The 22,112-nt window shown below is 46.6% G+C and carries 23 protein-coding genes and 1 tRNA gene; 5 read left to right on the forward strand and 19 right to left on the reverse strand.

The window, feature by feature from the left end; translation table 11 throughout:
- Nucleotides 1-175: 175 nt before the first annotated feature.
- Both VC28_RS09635 and VC28_RS09640 read right to left on the reverse strand, forming a co-directional pair.
- The gene (locus VC28_RS09635; RefSeq protein ID WP_049630450.1) at nucleotides 176-724 is read right to left on the reverse strand and encodes an FxsA family protein; all 549 of its coding nucleotides are present in this window, start codon (nucleotides 722-724) and stop codon (nucleotides 176-178) included.
- Between the two features lie 31 nt (nucleotides 725-755).
- Nucleotides 756-1,787, reverse strand: coding sequence for a DUF481 domain-containing protein (locus VC28_RS09640; RefSeq protein WP_049630451.1), 1,032 nt, complete (start codon nucleotides 1,785-1,787; stop codon nucleotides 756-758).
- A 199-nt stretch (nucleotides 1,788-1,986) separates the two neighbouring features.
- On the opposite strand from VC28_RS09640, the gene VC28_RS09645 reads away from it, so the two are divergent.
- Both VC28_RS09645 and VC28_RS09650 read left to right on the forward strand, forming a co-directional pair.
- Entirely contained in the window at nucleotides 1,987-2,301 is a 315-nt protein-coding gene (locus tag VC28_RS09645; RefSeq protein ID WP_049630452.1) for an MGMT family protein, read from the forward strand.
- 40 nt (nucleotides 2,302-2,341) lie between these two features.
- Nucleotides 2,342-3,628: an AmpG family muropeptide MFS transporter gene (locus VC28_RS09650; protein WP_049630453.1), complete on the forward strand. Its 1,287-nt coding sequence runs from the start codon at nucleotides 2,342-2,344 to the stop codon at nucleotides 3,626-3,628.
- Between the two features lie 51 nt (nucleotides 3,629-3,679).
- Here the strand turns inward: VC28_RS09650 and VC28_RS09655 are convergent, their stop codons facing one another.
- From VC28_RS09655 to VC28_RS09670, 4 genes are read right to left on the reverse strand one after another with little or no spacing between them, the layout of a single operon-like run.
- Complete coding sequence (locus tag VC28_RS09655) at nucleotides 3,680-4,162, reverse strand: YajQ family cyclic di-GMP-binding protein (protein ID WP_049630454.1); 483 nt, start codon at nucleotides 4,160-4,162, stop codon at nucleotides 3,680-3,682.
- 54 nt (nucleotides 4,163-4,216) lie between these two features.
- Nucleotides 4,217-5,200 (reverse strand): regulatory signaling modulator protein AmpE, encoded by a 984-nt coding sequence (gene ampE, locus VC28_RS09660; RefSeq protein WP_049632307.1) that lies wholly within the window; start codon nucleotides 5,198-5,200, stop codon nucleotides 4,217-4,219.
- Nucleotides 5,201-5,249: 49 nt separating this feature from the next.
- Nucleotides 5,250-5,804 carry a 1,6-anhydro-N-acetylmuramyl-L-alanine amidase AmpD gene (ampD, locus tag VC28_RS09665; protein ID WP_049630455.1) on the reverse strand — a complete coding sequence of 185 codons (555 nt, stop codon included), beginning with the start codon at nucleotides 5,802-5,804 and terminating at the stop codon, nucleotides 5,250-5,252.
- Nucleotides 5,805-5,829: 25 nt separating this feature from the next.
- Nucleotides 5,830-7,311, reverse strand: coding sequence for an AAA family ATPase (locus tag VC28_RS09670; RefSeq protein WP_049630456.1), 1,482 nt, complete (start codon nucleotides 7,309-7,311; stop codon nucleotides 5,830-5,832).
- A gap of 142 nt (nucleotides 7,312-7,453) precedes the next feature.
- Between VC28_RS09670 and coq7 the strand changes: the two genes are divergently transcribed.
- On the forward strand, nucleotides 7,454-8,104 hold the full coding sequence (gene coq7, locus VC28_RS09675; protein WP_197085594.1) for a 2-polyprenyl-3-methyl-6-methoxy-1,4-benzoquinone monooxygenase: 651 nt from the start codon (nucleotides 7,454-7,456) through the stop codon (nucleotides 8,102-8,104).
- Between the two features lie 67 nt (nucleotides 8,105-8,171).
- On the opposite strand, the gene VC28_RS09680 is transcribed toward coq7, so the two are convergent.
- On the reverse strand, nucleotides 8,172-8,591 hold the full coding sequence (locus tag VC28_RS09680) for an OsmC family protein (protein WP_049630458.1): 420 nt from the start codon (nucleotides 8,589-8,591) through the stop codon (nucleotides 8,172-8,174).
- A 282-nt stretch (nucleotides 8,592-8,873) separates the two neighbouring features.
- Here VC28_RS09680 and crp point away from each other — a divergent pair, with 282 nt between their 5' ends.
- Nucleotides 8,874-9,509, forward strand: coding sequence for a cAMP-activated global transcriptional regulator CRP (crp, locus tag VC28_RS09685; RefSeq protein WP_049630459.1), 636 nt, complete (start codon nucleotides 8,874-8,876; stop codon nucleotides 9,507-9,509).
- Between the two features lie 43 nt (nucleotides 9,510-9,552).
- Here the strand turns inward: crp and VC28_RS19560 are convergent.
- The 6 genes from VC28_RS19560 to rpe form a co-directional block, all read right to left on the reverse strand.
- Nucleotides 9,553-10,760, reverse strand: a protein-coding gene (locus VC28_RS19560; protein ID WP_156184249.1) for an IS3 family transposase whose coding sequence is annotated in 2 segments (ribosomal slippage) — nucleotides 9,553-10,418 and nucleotides 10,418-10,760 — 1,209 coding nt in all. Because the reading frame shifts where the segments join, the coding sequence is not laid out codon by codon here.
- A 110-nt stretch (nucleotides 10,761-10,870) separates the two neighbouring features.
- Nucleotides 10,871-11,668: an indole-3-glycerol phosphate synthase TrpC gene (gene trpC / locus VC28_RS09700; RefSeq protein ID WP_197085505.1), complete on the reverse strand. Its 798-nt coding sequence runs from the start codon at nucleotides 11,666-11,668 to the stop codon at nucleotides 10,871-10,873.
- A gap of 91 nt (nucleotides 11,669-11,759) precedes the next feature.
- A complete protein-coding gene (gene trpD / locus VC28_RS09705) occupies nucleotides 11,760-12,791 on the reverse strand; it encodes an anthranilate phosphoribosyltransferase (RefSeq protein WP_049630460.1) in 1,032 nt (343 codons plus the stop codon).
- A gap of 33 nt (nucleotides 12,792-12,824) precedes the next feature.
- A complete protein-coding gene (locus VC28_RS09710) occupies nucleotides 12,825-13,406 on the reverse strand; it encodes an anthranilate synthase component II (protein ID WP_049630461.1) in 582 nt (193 codons plus the stop codon).
- The gene (gene trpE / locus VC28_RS09715) at nucleotides 13,403-14,917 is read right to left on the reverse strand and encodes an anthranilate synthase component I (protein WP_049632309.1); all 1,515 of its coding nucleotides are present in this window, start codon (nucleotides 14,915-14,917) and stop codon (nucleotides 13,403-13,405) included. The genes VC28_RS09710 and trpE overlap by 4 nt, the downstream gene beginning before the upstream one ends.
- A gap of 373 nt (nucleotides 14,918-15,290) precedes the next feature.
- The gene (gene rpe / locus VC28_RS09720) at nucleotides 15,291-15,971 is read right to left on the reverse strand and encodes a ribulose-phosphate 3-epimerase (RefSeq protein WP_049630462.1); all 681 of its coding nucleotides are present in this window, start codon (nucleotides 15,969-15,971) and stop codon (nucleotides 15,291-15,293) included.
- Nucleotides 15,972-16,104: 133 nt separating this feature from the next.
- On the opposite strand from rpe, the gene VC28_RS09725 reads away from it, so the two are divergent.
- Nucleotides 16,105-17,256 (forward strand): DUF3530 family protein, encoded by a 1,152-nt coding sequence (locus tag VC28_RS09725; RefSeq protein WP_082191482.1) that lies wholly within the window; start codon nucleotides 16,105-16,107, stop codon nucleotides 17,254-17,256.
- A gap of 331 nt (nucleotides 17,257-17,587) precedes the next feature.
- Here the strand turns inward: VC28_RS09725 and VC28_RS09730 are convergent, their stop codons facing one another.
- The 6 genes from VC28_RS09730 to folP form a co-directional block, all read right to left on the reverse strand.
- On the reverse strand, nucleotides 17,588-18,274 hold the full coding sequence (locus VC28_RS09730) for a tRNA-uridine aminocarboxypropyltransferase (RefSeq protein WP_231591698.1): 687 nt from the start codon (nucleotides 18,272-18,274) through the stop codon (nucleotides 17,588-17,590).
- A 150-nt stretch (nucleotides 18,275-18,424) separates the two neighbouring features.
- Nucleotides 18,425-18,509: transfer RNA gene (locus tag VC28_RS09735), tRNA-Leu, on the reverse strand.
- An 18-nt stretch (nucleotides 18,510-18,527) separates the two neighbouring features.
- Nucleotides 18,528-18,923, reverse strand: a complete 396-nt coding sequence (gene secG, locus VC28_RS09740; protein WP_049630465.1) for a preprotein translocase subunit SecG — start codon at nucleotides 18,921-18,923, stop codon at nucleotides 18,528-18,530.
- A 40-nt stretch (nucleotides 18,924-18,963) separates the two neighbouring features.
- Nucleotides 18,964-19,719 (reverse strand): triose-phosphate isomerase, encoded by a 756-nt coding sequence (gene tpiA, locus VC28_RS09745; RefSeq protein ID WP_156184313.1) that lies wholly within the window; start codon nucleotides 19,717-19,719, stop codon nucleotides 18,964-18,966.
- A gap of 162 nt (nucleotides 19,720-19,881) precedes the next feature.
- Nucleotides 19,882-21,219 carry a phosphoglucosamine mutase gene (glmM, locus tag VC28_RS09750; protein WP_049630466.1) on the reverse strand — a complete coding sequence of 446 codons (1,338 nt, stop codon included), beginning with the start codon at nucleotides 21,217-21,219 and terminating at the stop codon, nucleotides 19,882-19,884.
- A 35-nt stretch (nucleotides 21,220-21,254) separates the two neighbouring features.
- Nucleotides 21,255-22,043 (reverse strand): dihydropteroate synthase, encoded by a 789-nt coding sequence (gene folP / locus VC28_RS09755; RefSeq protein WP_049630467.1) that lies wholly within the window; start codon nucleotides 22,041-22,043, stop codon nucleotides 21,255-21,257.
- Nucleotides 22,044-22,112 lie beyond the last annotated feature (69 nt).

The following is a 22,112-nucleotide window of genomic DNA, read 5'->3' on the forward strand; positions in this document are numbered from 1 at the left end:
GGGGCTTCCCCCCTTGGTCTTAACAAGGGCGGTGACCTAAAAGCGGTGACATCTATGTGGGGCTGGGTTTAAGGATTTCAACAGAAGGGTAGAGAAAATTTATGATATTCAGGCTTTAAGCTATTTCCGGTACCGGATAGGTTCTGGCGCGACTGGATTCTGGCTCAAATAGATTTCAGGGTTTTGCGGAAGGCGAATCCTTTGGAGATGACTCGGGATGCTGATCAATCAGGATGGCATCTTCTGCTTGATCGCTTTTGGTATGTGCAGCCCCTTGATGCTCATACACATTACCCGCCTGATAACCGCCGGACGATGTGCGTCTGAAAGCCCCCGATGCGAAGGGGTTAGCGCCGAAAGCCTGACTATTGGCGGCAATTTTCGCCATCCAGCGCCGAAGCAACCATTTGCGCACCCAAGGGAGAAAGCAAAGTATCCCCACGACATCGGAGATAAACCCGGGAATAATCAACAGTACCGCACCAACGGCTTTGAATAAGCCGTCGGCTAGCGACTGTGCGGGCACCTCACCGCCATTGCGAACTCCTTGGGCTGCGCGCAACATGCTGGACGCACCTAAATAACGCAGCAAATTGAGCCCTACAATAATCATCCCGACCAGCCAGGCAATCACCGCCAACGCACCAACTTCGCCGCCGATAACAATCATCAGCCACAGCTCAACAAAGGGTAACAACAAGAGTGGGAGAATCGGCAGGCGCATCAGAGTAATCCAAAATGACAGTGCAGGCAGTCTACCATTTGTAGCTCACTCCCAGCGACATGCGGGTATCTTTCGGTTGGCGGGCGGGCTGAGGGTCTTTATCCAGCCAATAATCGATTTTAAATTCAGAATAAATACGTTTGAGGATCATGGAGCTCAAACCTGTTGAGGTTTTTAGCTGTAGATTGGGATCATCCTCGGTAGATTGCAGCACTTCATTGTTATGAAAAACCCCAACACCCCAAGGCAGGTTATAACGAAAATCCAAGGCGACACCCAACGCAACAAAATCATCGTCCAAAACATAATCACCCGTTAATCCCTCGGGCAACTGATAAGATTCATCATGTAAGGCCAGACCCGACTTAAGTGCCAAGGTCATCGTTTTATTTTCATAAAACTGGTAGCCAGCGCCGGAGCCTAATCGCTCATAAGAGCTCATACCACGCTGGGGGTCTGCCCCGACCAATAAGCTGTTATACCAAAACCAGTGTTCACCCATAAACCAATCCAGTGAGTAATGCAGATTCCAACGCTCCTGCGCAGTAGCGTAATTCCAGGAAGCACGCGCAAACTCGCCACTGACGATATGACGAAAATCATTGCGTCTCAAATTAATTTCGCCTTGCGCATTCCACTCGTTGCGCACTTCATTACCGCGCGAATAAGCACCCCACAAATGGATACGCCCATGATGCACATAAGAGTCTTGCACGTAAGTATCGTAGGGAATCAATGTTTTAATTCGCAACAGCGATGCCCGCTTCACGGGAGCGGATTCGCCACAGCGATAACGCAAGTATTCAGCATCCATTGGTTCCAGATAGCAGGGATTGTTGTTGCCATTAATTTTCAAGGCAACATCCGTTTGAATATTTTTGACATTGGTTTTCTTGATGTTTTGATCGCCAAAATTTTTGGATCGCCACAATAAATAGTCAGCATCAATACTAACCAGCTCACCTTCAAACCGGTCGCCATTCAATAATTCAACGACTCCCGCATAACTGCCGGGCGCAAACGACAAGAGCAAAAGACAAACAATCCATAAGGTTTTGGGCACAATCCACCTATTTGGCAAGAGAAGTGGTTTAATCAGGAATCGTTTGTCATTAAAGTAACCTCTTGCTATAGCTGCAATCACAGAAGTGTTAATAATGTAAATTTAGGTTTCCAAGGGTTTAGCGGCGTAAACTTGCCGGTTAAATGGATAAAGTACGCACAAACCACATGAAAAAACCTCATCACACATAGCAATCACCATGAATAATTCAGGCTCAAATCGCGAGGCTATTTATCTCGCACTGATGACCATCCCGGCAGGCAAAGTAATCACCTATGGGCAATTGGCTGCGCTTGCAGGCCTACCCGGTGCCGCTCGCCTGGCAGGTACTGTTCTTTGTGGCTTACCCGAAAACACCGGACTCCCCTGGCACAGGGTTATTAACGCGCAGGGTAAAATTTCAATGCCGGAAAATTCTCCCGGGTACAAAGAACAAAAGTATCGATTAGAAGCAGAGGGTGTAGAATTTAACAATCAAAAAATTAATTTGCGTATTTACGGTTACACTAACTAAAGACTAACTAAACACTAACAACCAAAAACCCAGCCTATTTATGACTTCCTCACATTCAACTGAAAATAATTACAAAGGCTGGAGCGGGATAAAACGCGCGTTCGCCACTCCCTCTGCACTCACACTATTTTGTCTTGGTTTGGGCTCAGGATTACCCTTCTTACTAGTGGGCGGCATGACATTGTCCACATGGTTGCGCGATGTTGGATTTGAGTTAAGTGTGATTGGCTTAATCAGCTTCGTCGGTTTTTTTTATGTGCTCAAATTTTTATGGGCACCACTGATCGACAAATACAGTTTACCTTTCTTAGGCCGCCGAAAAGGCTGGCTTGTCCTTTCCCAAATTGTCTTGATTGCCACCCTGAGTGCTATCGCTTTACTCGGGCCGGAATCATCACTGGGCGTTTTTATTGTGTTGGTAGGCGTTGCTGCATTTGCAGGTGCAACACTCGATACCGTTGTCGATGCTTATCGTATTGAAATTGCGCCCATCGAATTCCAGGCAGCACTCGCGTCTACTTATATCCTGGGGTACCGCATCGCGTTAATTTTATCGGGCGCTGTTGCATTTTATATCGCTGATTTATGGGGATGGAAAAATGCGTATTTAATGATGGCGCTCTTCATGGTAATCCCATTACTTGCAACATTAATGTCCAAAGAGCCGGCTACGCCGCAAACCATCATAGTGCGCGATGTGCATATTGTTGATGCTTTTATCAAACCGTTTCAGGAGTTTTTTTCACGCAACGGTATGATGCTTGCGTTGGCATTATTGCTGTTTGTCGGTTTGTTTAGATTGCCAGACCAAATGATTGGTGTTATGGCTGGCCCTTTTTATTTAGACTCGGGTTATACCAAAACAGACATTGCCACAGTATCTAAATTATTTGGCGTATGGGTAGGAATTGCGGGCGCATTTCTGGGCGGGATTTGCGTAGCAATATTCAGTATGCGCAGCATGCTGTTTGTAGCCACTATTGTTGTGTCTGTATCCAATATTGCCTATTTATTGATGGCAAACAATCCTGGGCAGGATTGGGCATTTTTTGCAGCTATCAGTGCCGATAACATTTCACAAGGGTTCGCGGGAGTAGTATTGGTCGCATTTATGTCTGGCCTGACCAACCAGAACTTTACCGCAACGCAATATGCACTACTCGCTTCTCTGGCAAACTTACCAGGTAAATTTATCGGCGGTTTGTCGGGTTATATTGTTGAGGCAAGCAGTTATTCCTGGTTCTACATTTTTAGCAGTTTGTCGGTGATTCCAACGCTGTTGATTCTCGCTTGGTTATGGAACCGGCTGCACAAAACTTCCGCGTAAAATAAAAAAGCCCTACATAAGCAGGGCTTTTTGTTGATGTACCCACAAAAATTAATCGCGGAAGTTTTCAAACTGCATTGGCATGCCCAGCTCTGCTGCGCGTAACGCGGCAATACACTCTTGCAAGTCGTCGCGCTTTTTGCCTGTTACACGCACTTGCTCGCCCTGAATACTCGCCTGTACTTTTAGTTTTTTATCTTTGACTAATGCCACGATTTTTTTGGCTAAATCTTTATCGATCCCGGTACGCACAGTCACTTCACGCTTCACTTGCTTGCCCGCGCTTTTTACTTGGCCTATTTCCAGACAACTGACATCAATACTATTTTTTGCCATAGCAGGCCTGAGCAAATCCAGCATCTGATCAAGCTGCATCTCGGCATCCGCCGTGATGGTAATGACATATTCCTTAAGTTCGAAACTCGCATTCACGCCTTTAAAATCAAAACGATTGGTGACCAAGCGCTGGGCTTGGTCAACCGAGTTGGTCAACGCGTGCTTATCAACTTCCGAAACCACATCAAACGATGGCATAACTAACCTCAAGTTTTCTCAATTTAACTGCTTTACATTCATCAATACGGCTTATTAAACAATCAAGGTCGCAAATGCGATTGCACACACCCAAAACAGAAGTGAGCGCGTGTAAAGTGGCATGCTGGATTTAACCAATGCGAATGAATATGCGGGCTCAGAGTGAGTAGTAATTACATCACCTGTTAAATCTTCAATGATATCTTGTGTTTCTTCTTCCATTTCTTCCTGCATTTCTGCTTTTTCAGCAGGAGCCATTTGTGCCATAGCCGCATCCGAGCATTCGGTGGGTGCACCTAAAGCGCCACGCAGGCATTCATTTAATACGTGCTCGGATGAGCTCTGCACATCCAATAAATTTTTGCGCAGTGGGCAGGTTTCAAAATTCCCCACTAGCGCCCAAGTCACGCCCATCAGGCGCACAGAGGGAAGCTCCAACAACCACAGCCATTTACTTGCGGCTTGCGCAGCATCACTGCCCTGCTCGGAAAAATCGCGATAAAGCACACTCAAGCGATAGAGCAATGCACCAAACGGACCTGCAATAAAGAACCAGAACAGCACAGCAAAAGTGCGCTCAAACCCACGATAAGCAATAATTTTTAACGCTTCGCCATGCAATAAACGCCAATCTGCTGCTTCACTTGCAGTGGGAACCACATCGGTGTTGCCACGCAGTCTATCCAATAATTGCACCGCCGCTACAGAATCACCACGCACCGCTAGAGCAATATACTCCTGGACATCAGCAATCAGATTACCGCGTCCCAAACTATAAAGCAGTACCAGTGAATACAGCAAAAACAAACCAAACCAAGGTCTATCAAACCCTTGGTTAATGACAACAAAAACCAACACCAATACGGCCAATGGAATCACAAGCGCTACAACAAGTGGCAACGCAGAAACAGAGGCAAGGCCCGGCACTTTTTGCAGACGATTAATAAGCCATTTGAACCAGCCATCGTGGTGGATAATGCTGGCAGATCCCAACCAGTAAATAATGGCAAGTACTGCAACTAAACTAAGAAAAATCATATGGCCCCACATTCATGAATCAATCCGGTCTATGTCAATCCGGAATAGGTTAACCGGGTGGATAATTAAGCGAATCACGATAACGCTGCCAATCAAATGCAGGACCCGGATCTGTTTTTCGCCCGGGCGCTATGTGTTCATGCCCAGTAATACGCTCATGCGTTAGTTTAGGATAAGTTTGTAGCAACTGGCGAGTAACTTTATCCAACGAGCGGTATTGTGCATCGGTGTAAGGGATATCATCTGCTCCCTCCAGCTCTATACCAATGCTGTAATCATTACAGTTTGCAACGCCCTCAAAACTGGAATTACCCGCGTGCCAGGCGCGATCATTAAATGAAACAAACTGGATTACTTCACCGCCGCGCTCAATAAACACATGCGCAGAGACTTGCAGGTTGGCAATCGTTTCAAAATACGGATGTACGTTCACATCCAGCTGATTTTGAAAAAATTGCTGCACATAACCACCACCAAACTCTCCCGGTGGCAAGCTTATGTTATGGATCACCAACAGACTAACCGCTGCGCTTTCAGGTCGCTGGTTGTAGTTAGGTGATGGGCATTTTGTAGCCCAGTCGAGCCAGCCATTGGTGATGCTCACTGCATTTATCCTCTTTTACTACAGATCAGGCAGGAATAGTGCGGTCAACAGCCCACTGACGCAATCCCGCTATTTGCTCAGCCATCACCACCGATAACGGACTAGTTGCAGCAATTTCCCGCAATAAAATTGCATCCGTTAACGCCTGACCTTCAGCTGCAGCAGAATAAAGTGCCGCAATAATTGCCTGTTCGATCTCAGATCCAGAAAAACCGTCCGTTGCTGCGGCCAGCTGCTCAAGATTAAAGTGCGCCAATGCACAATCACGCTTACGCAAATGGATAGAAAAAATATCTTTGCGCACATCAAGCTCGGGTAAATCGACAAAAAAGATTTCATCCAAACGACCTTTGCGAATCAGCTCGGGCGGCAAGCGCGAAATATCATTACTGGTCGCCACGATAAATACGCGCGTACGGCGCTCTGCCATCCAGGTCAGCAGCGTTCCTAATAAACGTTGGGATACACCGTTATCGTGGCCGTCCTGCGCCATCCCTTTTTCAATTTCATCCAACCACAGCACGCAGGGCGACATAGCATCTGCCAGTTTTAATGCCTCGCGCAAATTGCGCTCAGTCTCACCGTGAAATTTATTGTAGAGCGCACCAACATCCATACGCATCAATGGCAAACCCCATAAACCCGCCACAGCTTTGGCCGCAAGACTTTTACCGCCGCCTTGTACCCCTAACAATAAAATACCTTTTGGTCGATCCAATTTTGAATCATCGTCATTAAACGCATCGCGACGCGTAAGCAACCAACGTTTTAAATTGTGCAATCCACCTACGTTGGAAAAATCTTCGGTTTTTTGTTCAAAACTGATGACACCTTCCATATCCAACAACGCAAATTTTGCTTTGTTGATACGCGGCAAATCTTCTTCATTAAGTGAGCCATCATTCCAAATTGCACCACGTACCAAGCGGCGCACATCGCTCACGCTCATTCCCTGTAAATTATTCACCAGTTTTTTCAAGGTAACATTGTCGGTTTTTACCCGTGCACCCGCATGGCGATCAGACCAATCCTTAGCTTCTTCGCGAATGATTTCCATGATTTTGTCGTCATCGGGCAATGTCAAAGAATAGGCTGCACTGTAGCGCGAGAGCTCCGGAGGCAGACGCAATTGATGGCTCAACAACACCAGTGTATGCGGCACTGCGAAATGATTCAGCGCTATATCTTTTAATAAGCGAACCACCTGTGGCTGCTCGGTTAAAAATGGGTGGATATCGCACAATGCAAACATGGATGGTTGTTGCTGTTGTTTGATATGGCGCAGCATCTCCTCAGGTTCATTTAGTTCACTTCCCTTGGGTACCAACTGCGGCCCGAAATTTAAACGTGTCAAACCATCAGTGACTGACCAGCGATGCAAGTCTTTACCTTGTTTATTGGCGACTTTTAGCAAGACATCCAATGCTTTTTTTTCTTCATAGGTTTCTATAACCACCAGCGGAATGCGCGCATCCAGCAACAACTTGATTTCATCAACATCTTGCACGTTTGTCTCCTTTCAGCTCTACATTATTGTGCTTTTGATCGGTAAGGATGCAGTGGGCTGCACCGCCTTGCAATAGTTTTCCCGCTACTGGTGTTTAAGCCGGGTTTTCTGTTTAAATGACACGATTGCCGGAGGAACAACCATTATGCCCAGCAGACACTTAAGCCTGATCGACAATTTGATTATCAACGCTGACCGCGCGCTACGCACACTGGCTGCTGGCAGCGATATGACCTGTGAGCGGCCATCACCGGCAACACCGATTCACGAGGCCGAACTAAGCGACGCGGAACGCAAAAAAGCAGCTGCATTGATGCGCGTTAACCATACCGGGGAAGTCTGCGCCCAAGCGCTTTACCAAGGCCAGGCGCTAACAGCCAAACTCCCTAATGTGCGCGCAGAAATGGAAAAGGCGGCCGATGAAGAAATTGACCATCTGGTGTGGTGCCAAAAGCGCATCGACGCACTGGGAAGCCACACCAGCTATTTAAATCCGCTATGGTACGGGCTGTCGTTTGCGATTGGCGCAGGTGCGGGGTTGATTAGCGATAAAGTGAGCTTGGGGTTTGTCGCCGCAACAGAAGATCAAGTCTGCAAACACTTACAAAGTCACCTGACGCAACTTCCAGAGGCAGATGTCCGCAGCCGCGCTGTTGTGGAACAAATGCTGATCGATGAAGCGCAACATGCTGAAGTTGCGCTAGAGGCCGGCGGCTATCGTTTTCCAGGGCCCGTAAAGGGCGTAATGACATTGGTATCGAAAGTCATGACCAGTACCAGTTATCACATCTAGCCAGTACCAAGTATCCTTCAACAAAAATGCCCGCAATCGCGGGCATTTTTTGACCCATCGAATGTAATCAGGCTTCACTGATTTCATAGGAATGCGTAATTTCGACACCACCTGCTTCCAACATAATGGAGGCGGAACAGTATTTGGTTGCCGATAACTCTACTGCGCGTTTGACTTGCGCTTCTTTTAAATCTTTCCCCTTTACCAAAAACTTCATATGGATTTTAGTAAACGGTGAGGGCACGCCTTCCGCGCGCTCTGCTTCCAATTCACAACGGCAATCCGTTACTTGCTGGCGAGCCTTGGTTAAAATGCTCATCACATCAAAGGATGAACAACCACCCAAACCAAGCAATAACATTTCCATGGGACGCACACCCGTATTACGTCCGCCGTGATCAGGAGGGCCATCCATTAACACCGCATGGCCACTACCTGATTCACCTAAAAACTGGGCACCATCTACCCACTTCACCACTGCTTGCATAATCACACCCGTTTTAACGCTATGAGCCGACAAAAGAAGGGGCTAGCGTAACATAGACAAAGATCAAACCGAAAATGTCACCAAAATCAACATGAAACCCCAAAAAGGCGATTTTATGTAGACAATTCAATTATCTAGGCTTATAACTGCATCACAAATTTTCAGGTTGTAGGGGCGCATCTATGGCAGCCCAATCGCCTTGTCGTCATAATAAATTTTTATTTGCATTCGTCATATAAAAACTTATCAACCGTCACTATTGATCACTTAGGGAGCCACACCTTGGTCGCTGTCTCACTCACACCGCACATTAAGAATGTGGAAGAATTTCTAGTTCATTGTCATCGTCGCCGTTATCCCGCAAAAAGCACCATTATTTATGCTGGCGACAAAAGCGACTCCCTGTATTACATCGTAAAAGGCTCAGTCACTGTTTTGATTGAGGACGACGAAGGCCATGAAATGATCGTTGCCTATCTTAACGATGGCGATTTCTTTGGCGAAATGGGTTTATTTGATGAAAAAGACTCGCGCAGCGCGTGGGTTCGTGCAAAATCCGAATGCGAAGTGGCAGAGATCAGCTACACCAAATTTCAGGAAATTTCTGAAACTCATCCCGAGTTTTTGTTTGCATTAGGCAGCCAAATGGCACGCCGCCTTCGGGCAACCACCCGCAAGGTAGGAGACTTGGCATTCCTGGATGTCACCGGCCGCGTCGCTCGTACTTTGTTAGAACTTTGCAAAGAACCAGATGCAATGACTCATCCGGATGGTATGCAAATCAAAATTACCCGTCAGGAAATTGGCCGGATTGTAGGTTGTTCACGCGAAATGGTTGGCCGCGTCTTGAAAACTCTCGAAGAACAAGGCTTGGTGATGGTAAAGGGAAAAACGATGGTAGTTTACGGTACGCGTTAACATATTGGACACTTGTCCAGTCCTGAAATAAGTTGACACTGATTTATCCAAACGCCCGATGCACCTCATCGGGCGTTTTGTATTCTAGGGATAGATGCGGACGACGTTCGTTGTAGATCCGAATCGACTCGGCCACCATCACTTTTGCTTCTGCAAGATCCCTGGGTTTCCTTATCAAAAACTCACTTTTCAAAATACCATTCACACGCTCTGCCAGCGCATTTTGATAGCAGTCGTAACCATCCGTCATCGAACAATGAACACCGTATTGATAATGCAATTTCTGGTATTGCGCTGAACAATACTGAATACCCCGATCTGAATGGTGGATGAGCTCATCACCACTGCGTCGCTGCTGTAGTGCTTGTTTATACGCACCGATTACTGACTCAGCCTTCAGATTGTCATGGACGCAATGCCCCACAATCTTGCGCGAATAGGCATCGGTCACCAAACTCAAATAGGCCTCGCCCTGATGCACGGGTAAATAGGTAATGTCAGCCACCCAAACATGTTCTGGTCGTTGCGGAATCACTTGATGTTCACCAGGCTTCAGAAGATTGGGATGTTTGCGAAAGCGATGATGGCTGTGCGTTGTTTTGTGATAAGCCCGCTTGGTGGGAACCAGCAGGCGATGTTCGCGCAGCAAAGCAAACAGTCGATCTCGCCCCACAACCAATGCGGATTGTTGTAACAAGCGCTGTAGTTTGCGCGTTCCGATGCAGGGTTGTAATGCACGTTCACGCTGCACCGCATCAAGGAGTATCTGCGTGTGCACTTCTCGTTGTCGCACCCGCTTACATTGTTGATACCAGGCTTGCCGACTGATGCCGAGTAGCTGGCAACCACGGACAACGGATAAACCCGCTAACGTTTTCGTTTGGATGATGTTCCGTGCGGCTTTTTTACCACGCTGACTCCATAGTCGCGCTTGAGTACATCAACCACCGCTTCGAAAAAATCCGCTTTTTGTTGGGTTAGAGCGAGCTGCTGTTCCAGTTCTTTGATGCGCTGTTCTGGCGTTTGAGGGCGAGGATTATCGGACATGAGGAGGCCTTTTGCTGGTAAACCTAATGACCAATCCAGTTGACCATGCTTGCGCAGCCAACACAAGACTGTAGATCTGCCTTGTATACCGTAGCGAGACTGGGCTTGTTTATAAGTCATCTCTCCTTTTTCGATTTGATCGACAAGAGCCAATTTAAAGGCGAGAGAGTAATCACGCTGGGTGCGTTTAATAACGGGATTCATAACACTTTCCTCAGTAGAGAGTAGAAAAGTGTCAACTTTATTCAGGACGAGTCAACTCGAAAATAAAAAGCCCGCAACCGCGGGCTTTTTATTTTTTATCAACTGACAAACTAAGCGAAAAATTCCGCCAAAGCCTCTCCGGGTTGGTCTGCACGCATAAACGCCTCACCCACTAAAAATGCATTAACGTTTTTAGCGCGCATCGCAACAACATCTGCTGGTGTCAAAATTCCACTCTCGGTGACTACAATGCGATCACTGCCGATACTATCGAGCAATTGATAGGTTGTATCCAATGTAACATCAAAGGTATGCAAGTTACGGTTATTGATGCCGATTAATTTATTAGGTAACTCCAGCGCTATATCCAATTCAGCCTGGTCGTGAACTTCTACCAATACATCCAAACCAATTGATAAAGCCAATGTATTCAGCTCTTTCAATTTTTCAGGTGATAAGGCAGCAACAATAAGAAGCACACAATCCGCCCCCATCGCTCTTGCCTCATAAATTTGATACTCATCAACTAAAAAATCTTTGCGAATCACCGGCAAGTTCACAGCAGCGCGTGCTTGCTGCAAATACGCATCTGCTCCCTGAAAAAAATCAACATCAGTCAATACCGACAAACACGCCGCACCGCCTTTTTCATAAGAGCGTGCAATTTCATCAGGTACAAAATGTTCGCGAATCACACCTTTACTGGGAGACGCTTTTTTAATTTCAGCAATGACTCCGGCTTTACCCTGGGCAATTTTATTTTCAATTGCTTTCACAAAACCGCGAGCAACAGGTTGCGCAGCAGCACGCGCTTTTAATTCATCGAGCGAAATCTGCTGTTTACGTTCGGCAATTTCTTCCCATTTGCGCGCGATAATTTTACGCAGCACGGTTGGTGTATCAGACATGAGCTTTTCCAACAAAAAGTAAATATATTGATCGTATAAGCGACACAAAGAATAGCGTCATTTATTCAAAAGGCCGTCAATCGAGATACTATCATTCAAGATATTGGGTGAATGCTGCCAATTCGCGGATTTTTTCACCCGCCAGGCTACTGCCGATGGCATCACGAGCCATTTCAACGCCGTCCGATAAACTACTAGCAACACCACTCACATAAATCGCAGCGCCCGCATTTAATGCAATAATATCCGCAGCCTTCTCAGCATACTGGCCACGGCGATTACCCAGCGCATCGCGAATCAACAACAACGAGTCTTCGGCATTACTTACACTCAAACCAATAAGGCTTTTGGACTGCATGCCAAAATCTTCAGGCTTGATAGTGTACTCACGAATTTCACCATTTTTTAATTCTGCAACCTGCGTTTCTGTTGCCAGACTAATTTCATCCAGTCCATCTTTTGCGTGCACAACCATCACATGTTCGCTACCCAGACGCGCCAGTACTTCTGCCATAGGTTTGCACAGTTCACCATTGAATACACCGATAACCTGACGTTTCACGCGAGCCGGGTTAGTCATAGGACCCAGCATATTAAAAATCGTACGCATGCCAAGCTCTTTACGCGGACCAATAGCATGACGCATCGCACTGTGATGTGCTGGCGCAAACATAAAACCCACGCCAATTTCACGCACACAGCGAGCAACTTGTTCAGCAGTGACATCCAACTTAATGCCAGCCGCTTCCAGAACATCCGCACTACCGGTTGAGCTGGACACGGAACGGTTTCCATGTTTGGCAACACGGCCACCAGCTGCAGCGACTACGAATGCGCTCGCAGTAGATACATTAAATAAATTGGCGCCATCGCCACCAGTGCCGCAAGTATCCACTAAAAACGGAACGTCAATATCAACGGGAGTGGCCAGTTCGCGCATGACCATTGCTGCGCCGGTAATTTCATCCAGCGTTTCGCCTTTCATGCGCAGGGCTACTAAAAAACCACCAATCTGGGCTGGTGTTGCACCGCCAGTCATAACCTCACGCATGACTGAAATCATTTCTTCAGTGCTTAAATCAATACGCGCGACTAACTTTGTTAATGCTTGTTTGATTTCCATTGCCTTATACCTTTTTCAATGCACAGCAAAGAATTAATACGCTGTTAAAAAATTACGTAACATGTCATGCCCATGCTCAGTCAAAATTGACTCTGGATGGAATTGCACACCCTCAATCGCAAGAGTTTTGTGCTTCACTCCCATAATTTCTGCCATGCTGCCATCTTCATTTTGTGTCCAGGCGGTGATTTCCAAACAATCCGGTATTGATTCCTTTTCTATAACGAGCGAGTGATATCGCGTCGCCTGAAATGGATTCTTCAAACCGGCAAACACACCTTTATTGTTGTGGTATACCGGCGAGGTTTTTCCATGCATTACGAAAGGTGCACGAATCACTTTGCCGCCCAGCGCTTGGCCAATACTTTGATGCCCCAGACAAACACCTAGCAATGGAATTTTACCGGCGAATGCATTGATCGTATCAATTGAAATACCCGCTTCCGTTGGCGTGCATGGGCCGGGAGAAATCACAATTTTTTCAGGTGCTAACGCAGCAATCTCTTCAACAGTGATTTCATCGTTGCGCACGACTTTAATATCTGCGCCCAGCTCACCAAAATATTGCACCAGGTTGTAGGTGAAAGAATCATAGTTATCAATCATCAGAATCATTTTGCATCACCTTTCACAGCGGTGTTATTTGTACTGCCTGCAGCGTTGCCGACCATATCAACCGCTTTGAAAATAGCACGCGCTTTATTCATGGTTTCTTTCCATTCAAGCGCAGGAATTGAATCAGCCACCACGCCAGCACCCGCCTGAACATACAGTTTTCCATTTTTAATAACGGCAGTACGAATCGCAATGGCGGTATCCATGTTGCCATTCCAGGAGATGTATCCAACAGCGCCGCCATAAATACCGCGCTTTTCGGTTTCCAGTTCATCGATGATTTCCATCGCACGGATTTTCGGCGCACCACTTAATGTACCTGCAGGTAATGCAGCGCGAAGTACATCCATCGCACGCAAACCGGATTTTAATTTTCCCGTCACATTCGATGTGATATGCATGACGTGAGAGTAACGTTCAACCACCATTTTATCGGTGAGTTTTACGCTGCCGATTTCCGCCACGCGGCCAACATCATTGCGCCCTAAATCAATCAACATAAGATGTTCAGCAATTTCTTTAGGATCATTGACCAACTCAACTTCCAATGCTTTATCTTCTTCTGGTGTGTGACCGCGACGACGTGTGCCCGCTATAGGACGTACAGTCACTTCGCCGTCTTCCAATCGCGCCAGGATTTCCGGACTTGAACCGACCACATGATGATCACCAAGATCCATAAAATACATGTAGGGCGATGGATTTAAATTGCGTAGTGCGCGATAAAGATTGATCGGTTCTTGCGTGAAATCAATCGACATACGCTGCGAAATAACCACTTGCATGGTATCCCCTGCAAGCACGTAGTCTTTGATGCTATCAACCATTTTGTGGAACTTGGTCGCCCCAACATTGGAAACAAAATGGGGTTCGTTATTTCCATTGTTACCCAAGGATAAACTGGGCGTTGCAGGCGTTTCACCCCGCAGTTTTTGCTCCAACTCATCAAGCCGTGCAGTTGCTTTTGCAAATGCATCCTCAATTTCAGGATTAGCGTGGATTACAAAAATTAATTTTCCTGCGAGATTATCGAACACCAATACTTCGTCAGATACGCTAAGCAAAATATCCGGGGTGCCGATGACATCTTCAGGCATGCTTGCTTTTAAATGCGGTTCGACATAACGCACGCAGTCGTAAGCAAAATAACCAACCAAACCACCTGTAAATCGTGGCAGACCAGGCAATTCCGGCGCACGATAACGCTGTTTGAACTCTTCAACAAATGCGAGTGCATCGGCACAGGTATGAACTTCAACAACAACACCGTCGCGTTCAATTTGAATTTGATCTCCGAAGGCTTTGAGCACCGTGCGTGCGGGAAGGCCAATCATGGAGTAACGACCCCATTTTTCCCCACCTTGCACGGATTCAAATAAATAAGAATATGCGCCGGAAGCCAGCTTGAGATAAGACGATAGCGGTGTATCCAGATCAGCCAATACTTCACGCATCACGGGGATACGGTTGTAACCTTGAGCCGCCAATTCAGCAAACTGCGCCTGTGTAATTGGAGCCGAATGAATAGTGGATTCGGAATTCATGACATTACCTTTAATACTCGCCAATCAATGTCGGCAAGTTTTTATCTTTAATATTGTATTTGCAGTGCCCTATTAAAAAGTCCCCCGAAGGAAAACATTTAACAGCAGCAATACGCAAACAGAGAAAGGCAAGCTTGGCACAGCACCCGAAATAATAGGCACAGGCAAAGCAAAATGAATCAGCGACGCCATCGGGCGGCAAGGTAGGCAGCGCACTCTGTAATAAGGAAAGTTGCGTGTTTCACGAAGGGGATTCCTGTTTGAACTGAGGGCAAGTGTACTGAATTAATCGGTACATGCCTACCCTTTGCAATCGCTTGCCCGTCTATTTATAACAGCGTTATACCAGTGCTAATTGCTGCCTCATTTGAGCGATAACCTCGGCATAGTCAGGCGCGTTAAAAATAGCGGAGCCAGCAACAAAGGTATCCGCGCCCGCTGCTGCAACTTCCCGGATATTGCCCAAACCGACACCACCATCAACCTCAAGGCGAATTGGCAATCCGCTTGCGTCAATCAGGGAGCGCGCCTCACGTATTTTATCCAGTACATAGGGAATAAATGACTGCCCACCAAAACCGGGGTTCACCGACATTAACAACAGCATATCGAGCTTACCCATAACGTACTTGATATGGTCAAGTGAGCTGGCTGGTGTCAGAACCAAACCGGCTTTACAACCCTTATCTTTGATTAACTGCAAAGAGCGATCAACATGGCGCGATGCTTCCGGGTGAAAAGTTATATAAGTCGCACCCGCATCAGCAAACTGCACGATCAAATCATCGACCGGTTCAACCATTAGATGCACATCAATCGGGGCACTCACACCATACTTACGCAAGGCTTTACAGACCATCGGCCCGACAGTGAGGTTAGGGACATAGTGATTATCCATCACATCGAAATGGATAATATCGGCACCTGCTGCCAATACCGCATCGACCTCTTCACCCAAACGGGCAAAATCTGCAGAGAGGATGGAAGGCGCTATTTGATAATCCCGTTTAAGGTTCGTCATACAATCAAGTCCTGCATACAATTAAAGTCCTGCATAATTATCCCGATAAAGTAATTATCAAGACAAAGCCAAGCGGCTGCGTGCATTCTACGTGATAAGACCAGCCATACAAACCCATTACCCGAGTGCAACCATGCCAGTGAATGCAGGACTGCCGCTAATAAAACATCGCTACATAAATGGCAGATTGCTGCCGTTGCTTGGTTTTTTGTGGTTCTTGATGGGGCCGATATCCTATGCTCAGGAAGAACCCCTTACTAATACAGACGATAGTGAGACATCATCATCTGCTAGTGGCGCATCATCCAGCTCACGCTCCTCAGAGGCGCCACTTTATCCGTCAAGAGATATTCGCGATAAAACCCTGATAGCAAAGGCGATGGATGACGAAGCACAATGGCTGGATACCGAGTACGGTAAAATTCTAGCGCTGTACCGTCAAACAGAAGCGCGCAAAACCTACGGTGTGCTCGTACTATTTCATGCCACTGAAAATCCACAATCCTGGCCTGCTATGCTGGAAAACCTGCGGGCAAGGTTACCTCGCTATGGCTGGGAGACGCTGGCAATAAGCTTACCCCAACAATACCCAGCATCAATTCCTTCTCGACCGAGCTCATCATTCAGCAGCGACTCGGCATCCAGTGCGCCTGTCGATGTCGATGCAACTACAGAAACTTTACCGGCAGACAATCCCGCCGCCGAAGTGGACTCGACAGCTCCAGCTGATACCAGCTCTTCTGCTGCAACCGAAAGCTCATCCAGCTCGGCAGCCTCATCAATCATTGCGCGCGAATTAGTAATCACCGCTAATGTAAACGCTGCATTTGAGTTTCTCAAAAGCAAAGGACAGTTCAATACGGTTGTGCTAGCGGATAACAGCTCGGCAGAACTTGTTCTTAAGGATTTATTACCCCAAATTCGTGATAATCCAGCGGACCCCACAACAGTGGATGGACCACTACAGGCACTATTAATAATTAATCTGCAACAACAAGAACACATCAGCAAGGCAGGATTGGAAGCAATCTTTAGTGCGGCGCAATTACCCGTACTGGACATTTTTTTTACCCCCGACAGTCAGGAGCAGGAAATTGCCCGCGAGTTGCATAAAGCAACCGCGCTACGTAAAAAAGTAGTCGATTACCAACAACTACTATTGGACACCCAACCCAAGTTGGTTGAGCAAGACAGTCAAAGTTTTTTGATTGGACGCGTGAGAGGGTTTATGAAGCAAAAAGCGACAGGATCAGAAATAAAAGCATTAGATGACACTAAAAATTAGTTATAAAAAAACGGAGCCAACTTCCAGCTGACTCCGTTTGACGCATCATTACAACACGGCCAGCATCCAGCATAGCCACGCTGTGAACTCCGCAGTTCTGAGCTGCACGACCTGAGTGAAGCAATAACAAAATTAGGCGCTTCCCTTGACCCTGCTTGGCCAACCAACCTTCCCTGACGACCTCCTTGTTAGAAACTATTTTCAAGTAAAAGCAAACGGGAGAATAGTCGCAAACTTCACTAGTTCTTGTAGGAAATCACCCACACAACACCGAGGTTATTGACCGGCAAGTAGCGGAAAAACGGCTGTACCGGCGGTATAAACTCATAAATCAACAGGTGTACTGCTTGAGCCGCTGGTGCAAAACACCAATAACCGGAGGCACAGCACTGCGTGTTGAAAGATAATGCAGATTAAAAAGCTGGAAATAATCAAACAAAACATCCGCAGCCGAGCTCTCATTGGCCATCTGCAAACAAAGCCCAGCGGCTTCTGCAGTTGAAAGATAGTGCTCCTGATGTGACTTACGCACTGCATAGTTGCGCACCAACGCTTCAGGTAATACGACGCAAGGAAGATCGTCCAACCACCGGCTCAAATGGAACATCCGCCCACTTTGTTTCCAAGTTCCATCCAACAAAATAAAAGTGATGGTTCTACCATCTCTCGGTAGCTCATAAACCAACTCATGAGGTTTAGCTGCACCTTCATTTGCATCAGCAGGAAATACAATCACACAGTACCGGCCGGGATCAGCCAATAATGCTAATAGTTCACGCGCAGGCTCTGTACGACTCCAACAGAAAACATGGGTTTGCTGAGGAAAAACATCAGCAATTAAACGACCACTATTGGTCGGCTTAAATACCTCATCACGATGCATTACCAAAACAAATTCACAACACGCATCAAACTTAGGACGCCAAGGGCAAAGGCAAGCAAAAGTTGCCAGTTGGCAATGTTTACAACGAGAAACAGATTTTCCTCTTGCCAAAAACTCCCGTTTCGCTTCAGTCAAACGCTGTGCACGCAAACGCAAATATTGATTAGAGTATTCATCAGTGCCCATCAATTATTCCCACCACAAAAAATTATTTATTGCACACCAATTAATAGCTACATCATTTTTTACACGAAAAAAAAGCGCTCATATGAGCGCTTTTTATTTTGGTGCCCTGGGCCGGACTCGAACCGGCACAGCATTCGCCACTACGACCTCAACATAGCGTGTCTACCAATTCCACCACCGGGGCATAAAACTCTGAAAACAATTATTTCTTTTCTTCAACTTCTACTGGTGCAGTCTCGTTTTGCACTGCTGGAACATCTGACGATGCAGCAGGAACATCTACAGGCGCATCAGAAGCCGGAATATCCGATGTTGCTGGCGCTTGCTGCGAAGCAGGAATGACAACACCTTGAGTCGCCACTTTAGAATGATTTTTGGCAATAATTGCCAAACCAAAACTAGTGCAGAAAAACAGTGTTGCAATTATCCATGTTGCGCGAGTAAAAAAGTTACCGCTACCTTCACTGCCAAATACTGTTTGCGATGCACCGGCACCAAAAGATGCGCCCGCTGCTGCACCCTTGCCTTGCTGCAGCAAGATCAAACCAATAATGACCAAAGCAGCAAGTGAATGAATGATAAGTACAAATTTTTCCATACAAAGCTCTCTTGAGCGCTTAGTGGTAAGAAAGCAGAATTCAGTCTGCTGCCTTACATATTGCTAAAAATTCTTCGGCATTCAAAGATGCACCGCCAAGTAGCGCACCATCTATGTCAGGTAACGCGAACAACTGCTGTGCGTTGTGCGCCTTCACACTACCACCATACAGAATCCTGACTTCTTCAGCTAGCCTACCTAGCTGAGAACGCATGAAGCGATGCACTTCTTCTGCTTGTTCTGGTAACGCTGTTTTGCCAGTACCTACTGCCCATACAGGCTCATAAGCGAGTACCGCATTCTCAAAAACATCTTTGCCGGTATGGGCAAATACTGCATTTAATTGTCTGTTAATGGTTTCTAAATGTCGCCCTTGCTCTCGATCCTGCAAAGACTCACCAACACACAATATCGGTATCAAACCTGCTTTTTGTACGGCTATGAATTTATGAACTATTTGCTCATCAGATTCATGCTGCATACGGCGGCGCTCATTGTGACCAATAATTACAAATTTGCAATTCAAATCTGTAAGCATCGATGCAGATATTTCCCCGGTAAAAGCACCTTTATCGTGCTCACTTACAGTCTGCGCCCCCAACATAATCGGAGTGTTTTTTAGTAACTCACAAACTTGCTGTAAATATGGAAAAGGAGGGCAGATAACGACATCCGTATTACCCTGCCAGCCAGCAGTAATGCTAGCTAACAACCCTGCATTTTCCTGCAGACTTCCGTTCATTTTCCAGTTGCCAACCACCAGTTGGCGACGCTTGGCGTTACTTGCTTTGTTCAACAGCAATACCTCCCCCAAAGCGGGCGCCAATGGTAGCTAAGATGATTTGAACATACAACCAAATCTTCGCTTACATTCTGATTTTTATCGTTTTTATTGTGCATTAAACACACTATAGATAACAATTGAACATAAAGCCTACAATTTGCAGGGCTCTTACAGTCAAGACAGTGCAGACTCTACAATGGCAGCCAGCTCCTGAGCCAATTCCTTTACTTGCTTCTTGTCTTCTCCCTCGACCATAACCCTGACTACAGGCTCAGTGCCTGACGGTCTGAGCAGTACACGTCCGGTTCCTGCCAATTTTTCCTCTGTCAGTTTTACTGCAGATTGCACAGCCTCGTTGGTAGCAAGATCAACCCGTTTAGCCATATGCACATTTATCATCACCTGAGGCAACTTATTCATTGCTTTCTTGATGCGATGCAGAGGCTCACCTATTGTCGTTATAGCTAGCAACACCTGCAGGGCAGAGATTATTCCATCACCCGTCGTAGTGACATTACTGCATACAATGTGACCAGAGTTTTCGCCACCCAAACGCCAACCGTTATTGCGCATCATTTCAATAACATAACGATCGCCAACTTTAGCGCGAGCGAAGGGAACATTGAGCTTTTTAAGCGCGAGCTCAAAACCAAAATTACTCATTAATGTACCTACAACACCATCGCAACCACCTGCATACTCCTGTTGATAAGCCGCGATGATATAGAGCAGCTCATCACCATCGACCAGTTCTCCTTTGTGATCAACAAAGACAACACGATCACCATCGCCATCAAATGCAATACCAAGGTCAGCACCCAACTCAATCACTTTTTCCTGCAAGGCTTCCGGTTTGGTTGAGCCGCAACTACGATTGATATTGGTACCATTAGGTTCCACGAAAAGGGATGTTACATGCGCCCCCAATTCAGTGAATACATCAGGGGCAATGTTGTAGGTAGCACCATTAGCGCAATCCAAAACAATGTGCATTCCTTTGAGATTGAACCCCCAAGGCATAGTGCCTTTACAAAATTCGATGTAACGGCCAGATGCATCCGCAATACGGCGAGCCTTTCCTAATTTTTCAGCGGTGGACATTGGCTTTTCCAGCTGAGCTTCAATCAAATTTTCCAACTCATCTGGCAACTTACTTCCATTACCACCAAAAAATTTAATTCCGTTATCGACATAACTGTTATGCGATGCGCTGATCACTATGCCGGCCTGAGCTTTAAAAGTGCGGGACAAATAAGCAACACCCGGAGTTGGCATTGGGCCAAGTAAACCGACATCAACACCTGCATTAATCAACCCTGCCTGCAGGGCAGATTCAAACATGTAGCCTGAAATACGCGTATCCTTGCCAATTAAAATCATATTCTGACCATCAAACCTATCCTTGAGCACGCAGCCAGCTGCCCAGCCCAACTTGAGCATAAAGTCAGGGGTGATCGGGAATTCGCCAACCAATCCGCGAATACCATCTGTGCCAAAATACTTGCGAGACATAATTCCTTACTCCGCTAATTACCATTACGCTGTGATTATTCAGTCACAGCAGCAAGAACACTTAATACATCAACCGTAGCAGCGACATCGTGCACCCGAATTATTGCTGCGCCACGTTCAGCCGCCAGCATCGCCAAAGCCAAACTGCCTGATAATCGTTCACCAACAGGACGATTTAGCAATTGTCCTATCATCGACTTACGCGACATACCTACCAATACAGGATACCCAAGCGCATTCAACTCGGGCAGGCGCTGCAAAAGCGCGAGATTATGCGCGAGAGTTTTACCAAATCCAAATCCCGGATCGATGATAATTTTCTCACGCTCGATTCCAGCATGAAGACACGCATCAATCCGCTCCTGTAAAAATACCTTCACATCGTTCACAACATCACTGTAATCCGGTTTAGATTGCATATTCTGCGGTTGCCCTTGCATATGCATCAAACAAACGGGCAACTGGGCTGCTGCCGCCGCATCCATAGCACCCTTGCGCTGCAAAGCCCTTACATCATTAATCAAGCCTGCACCTTTGTTTGCAGACTCGTAAATCACAGATGCTGTGCTCGTATCAACAGACACTAATGCATCAAGATTTGCTACCAGCGCTTCCACTACCGGCACAACCCTATCCAACTCCTCCTGTTCAGAAACAGGTATTGCACCGGGACGTGTCGACTCTCCACCAACATCAATAATGCGCGCACCATCTGCCAACATTTGTTCAGCCCTGCGCAAGGCCGCATCGATTGATAAACAATTATTAATGTAACTGTTGCCACCATCTGAAAAGGAATCTGGTGTTGTATTCAAAATACCCATAACGACAGGGAAGGAAAGGTCCAACAGGTGCTTGCCGCACCGAAGAGTTGGCGTAGTGTGATCGGACAA

Source organism: Cellvibrio sp. pealriver, from assembly GCF_001183545.1.
Taxonomy (GTDB): Bacteria; Pseudomonadota; Gammaproteobacteria; order Pseudomonadales; family Cellvibrionaceae; genus Cellvibrio.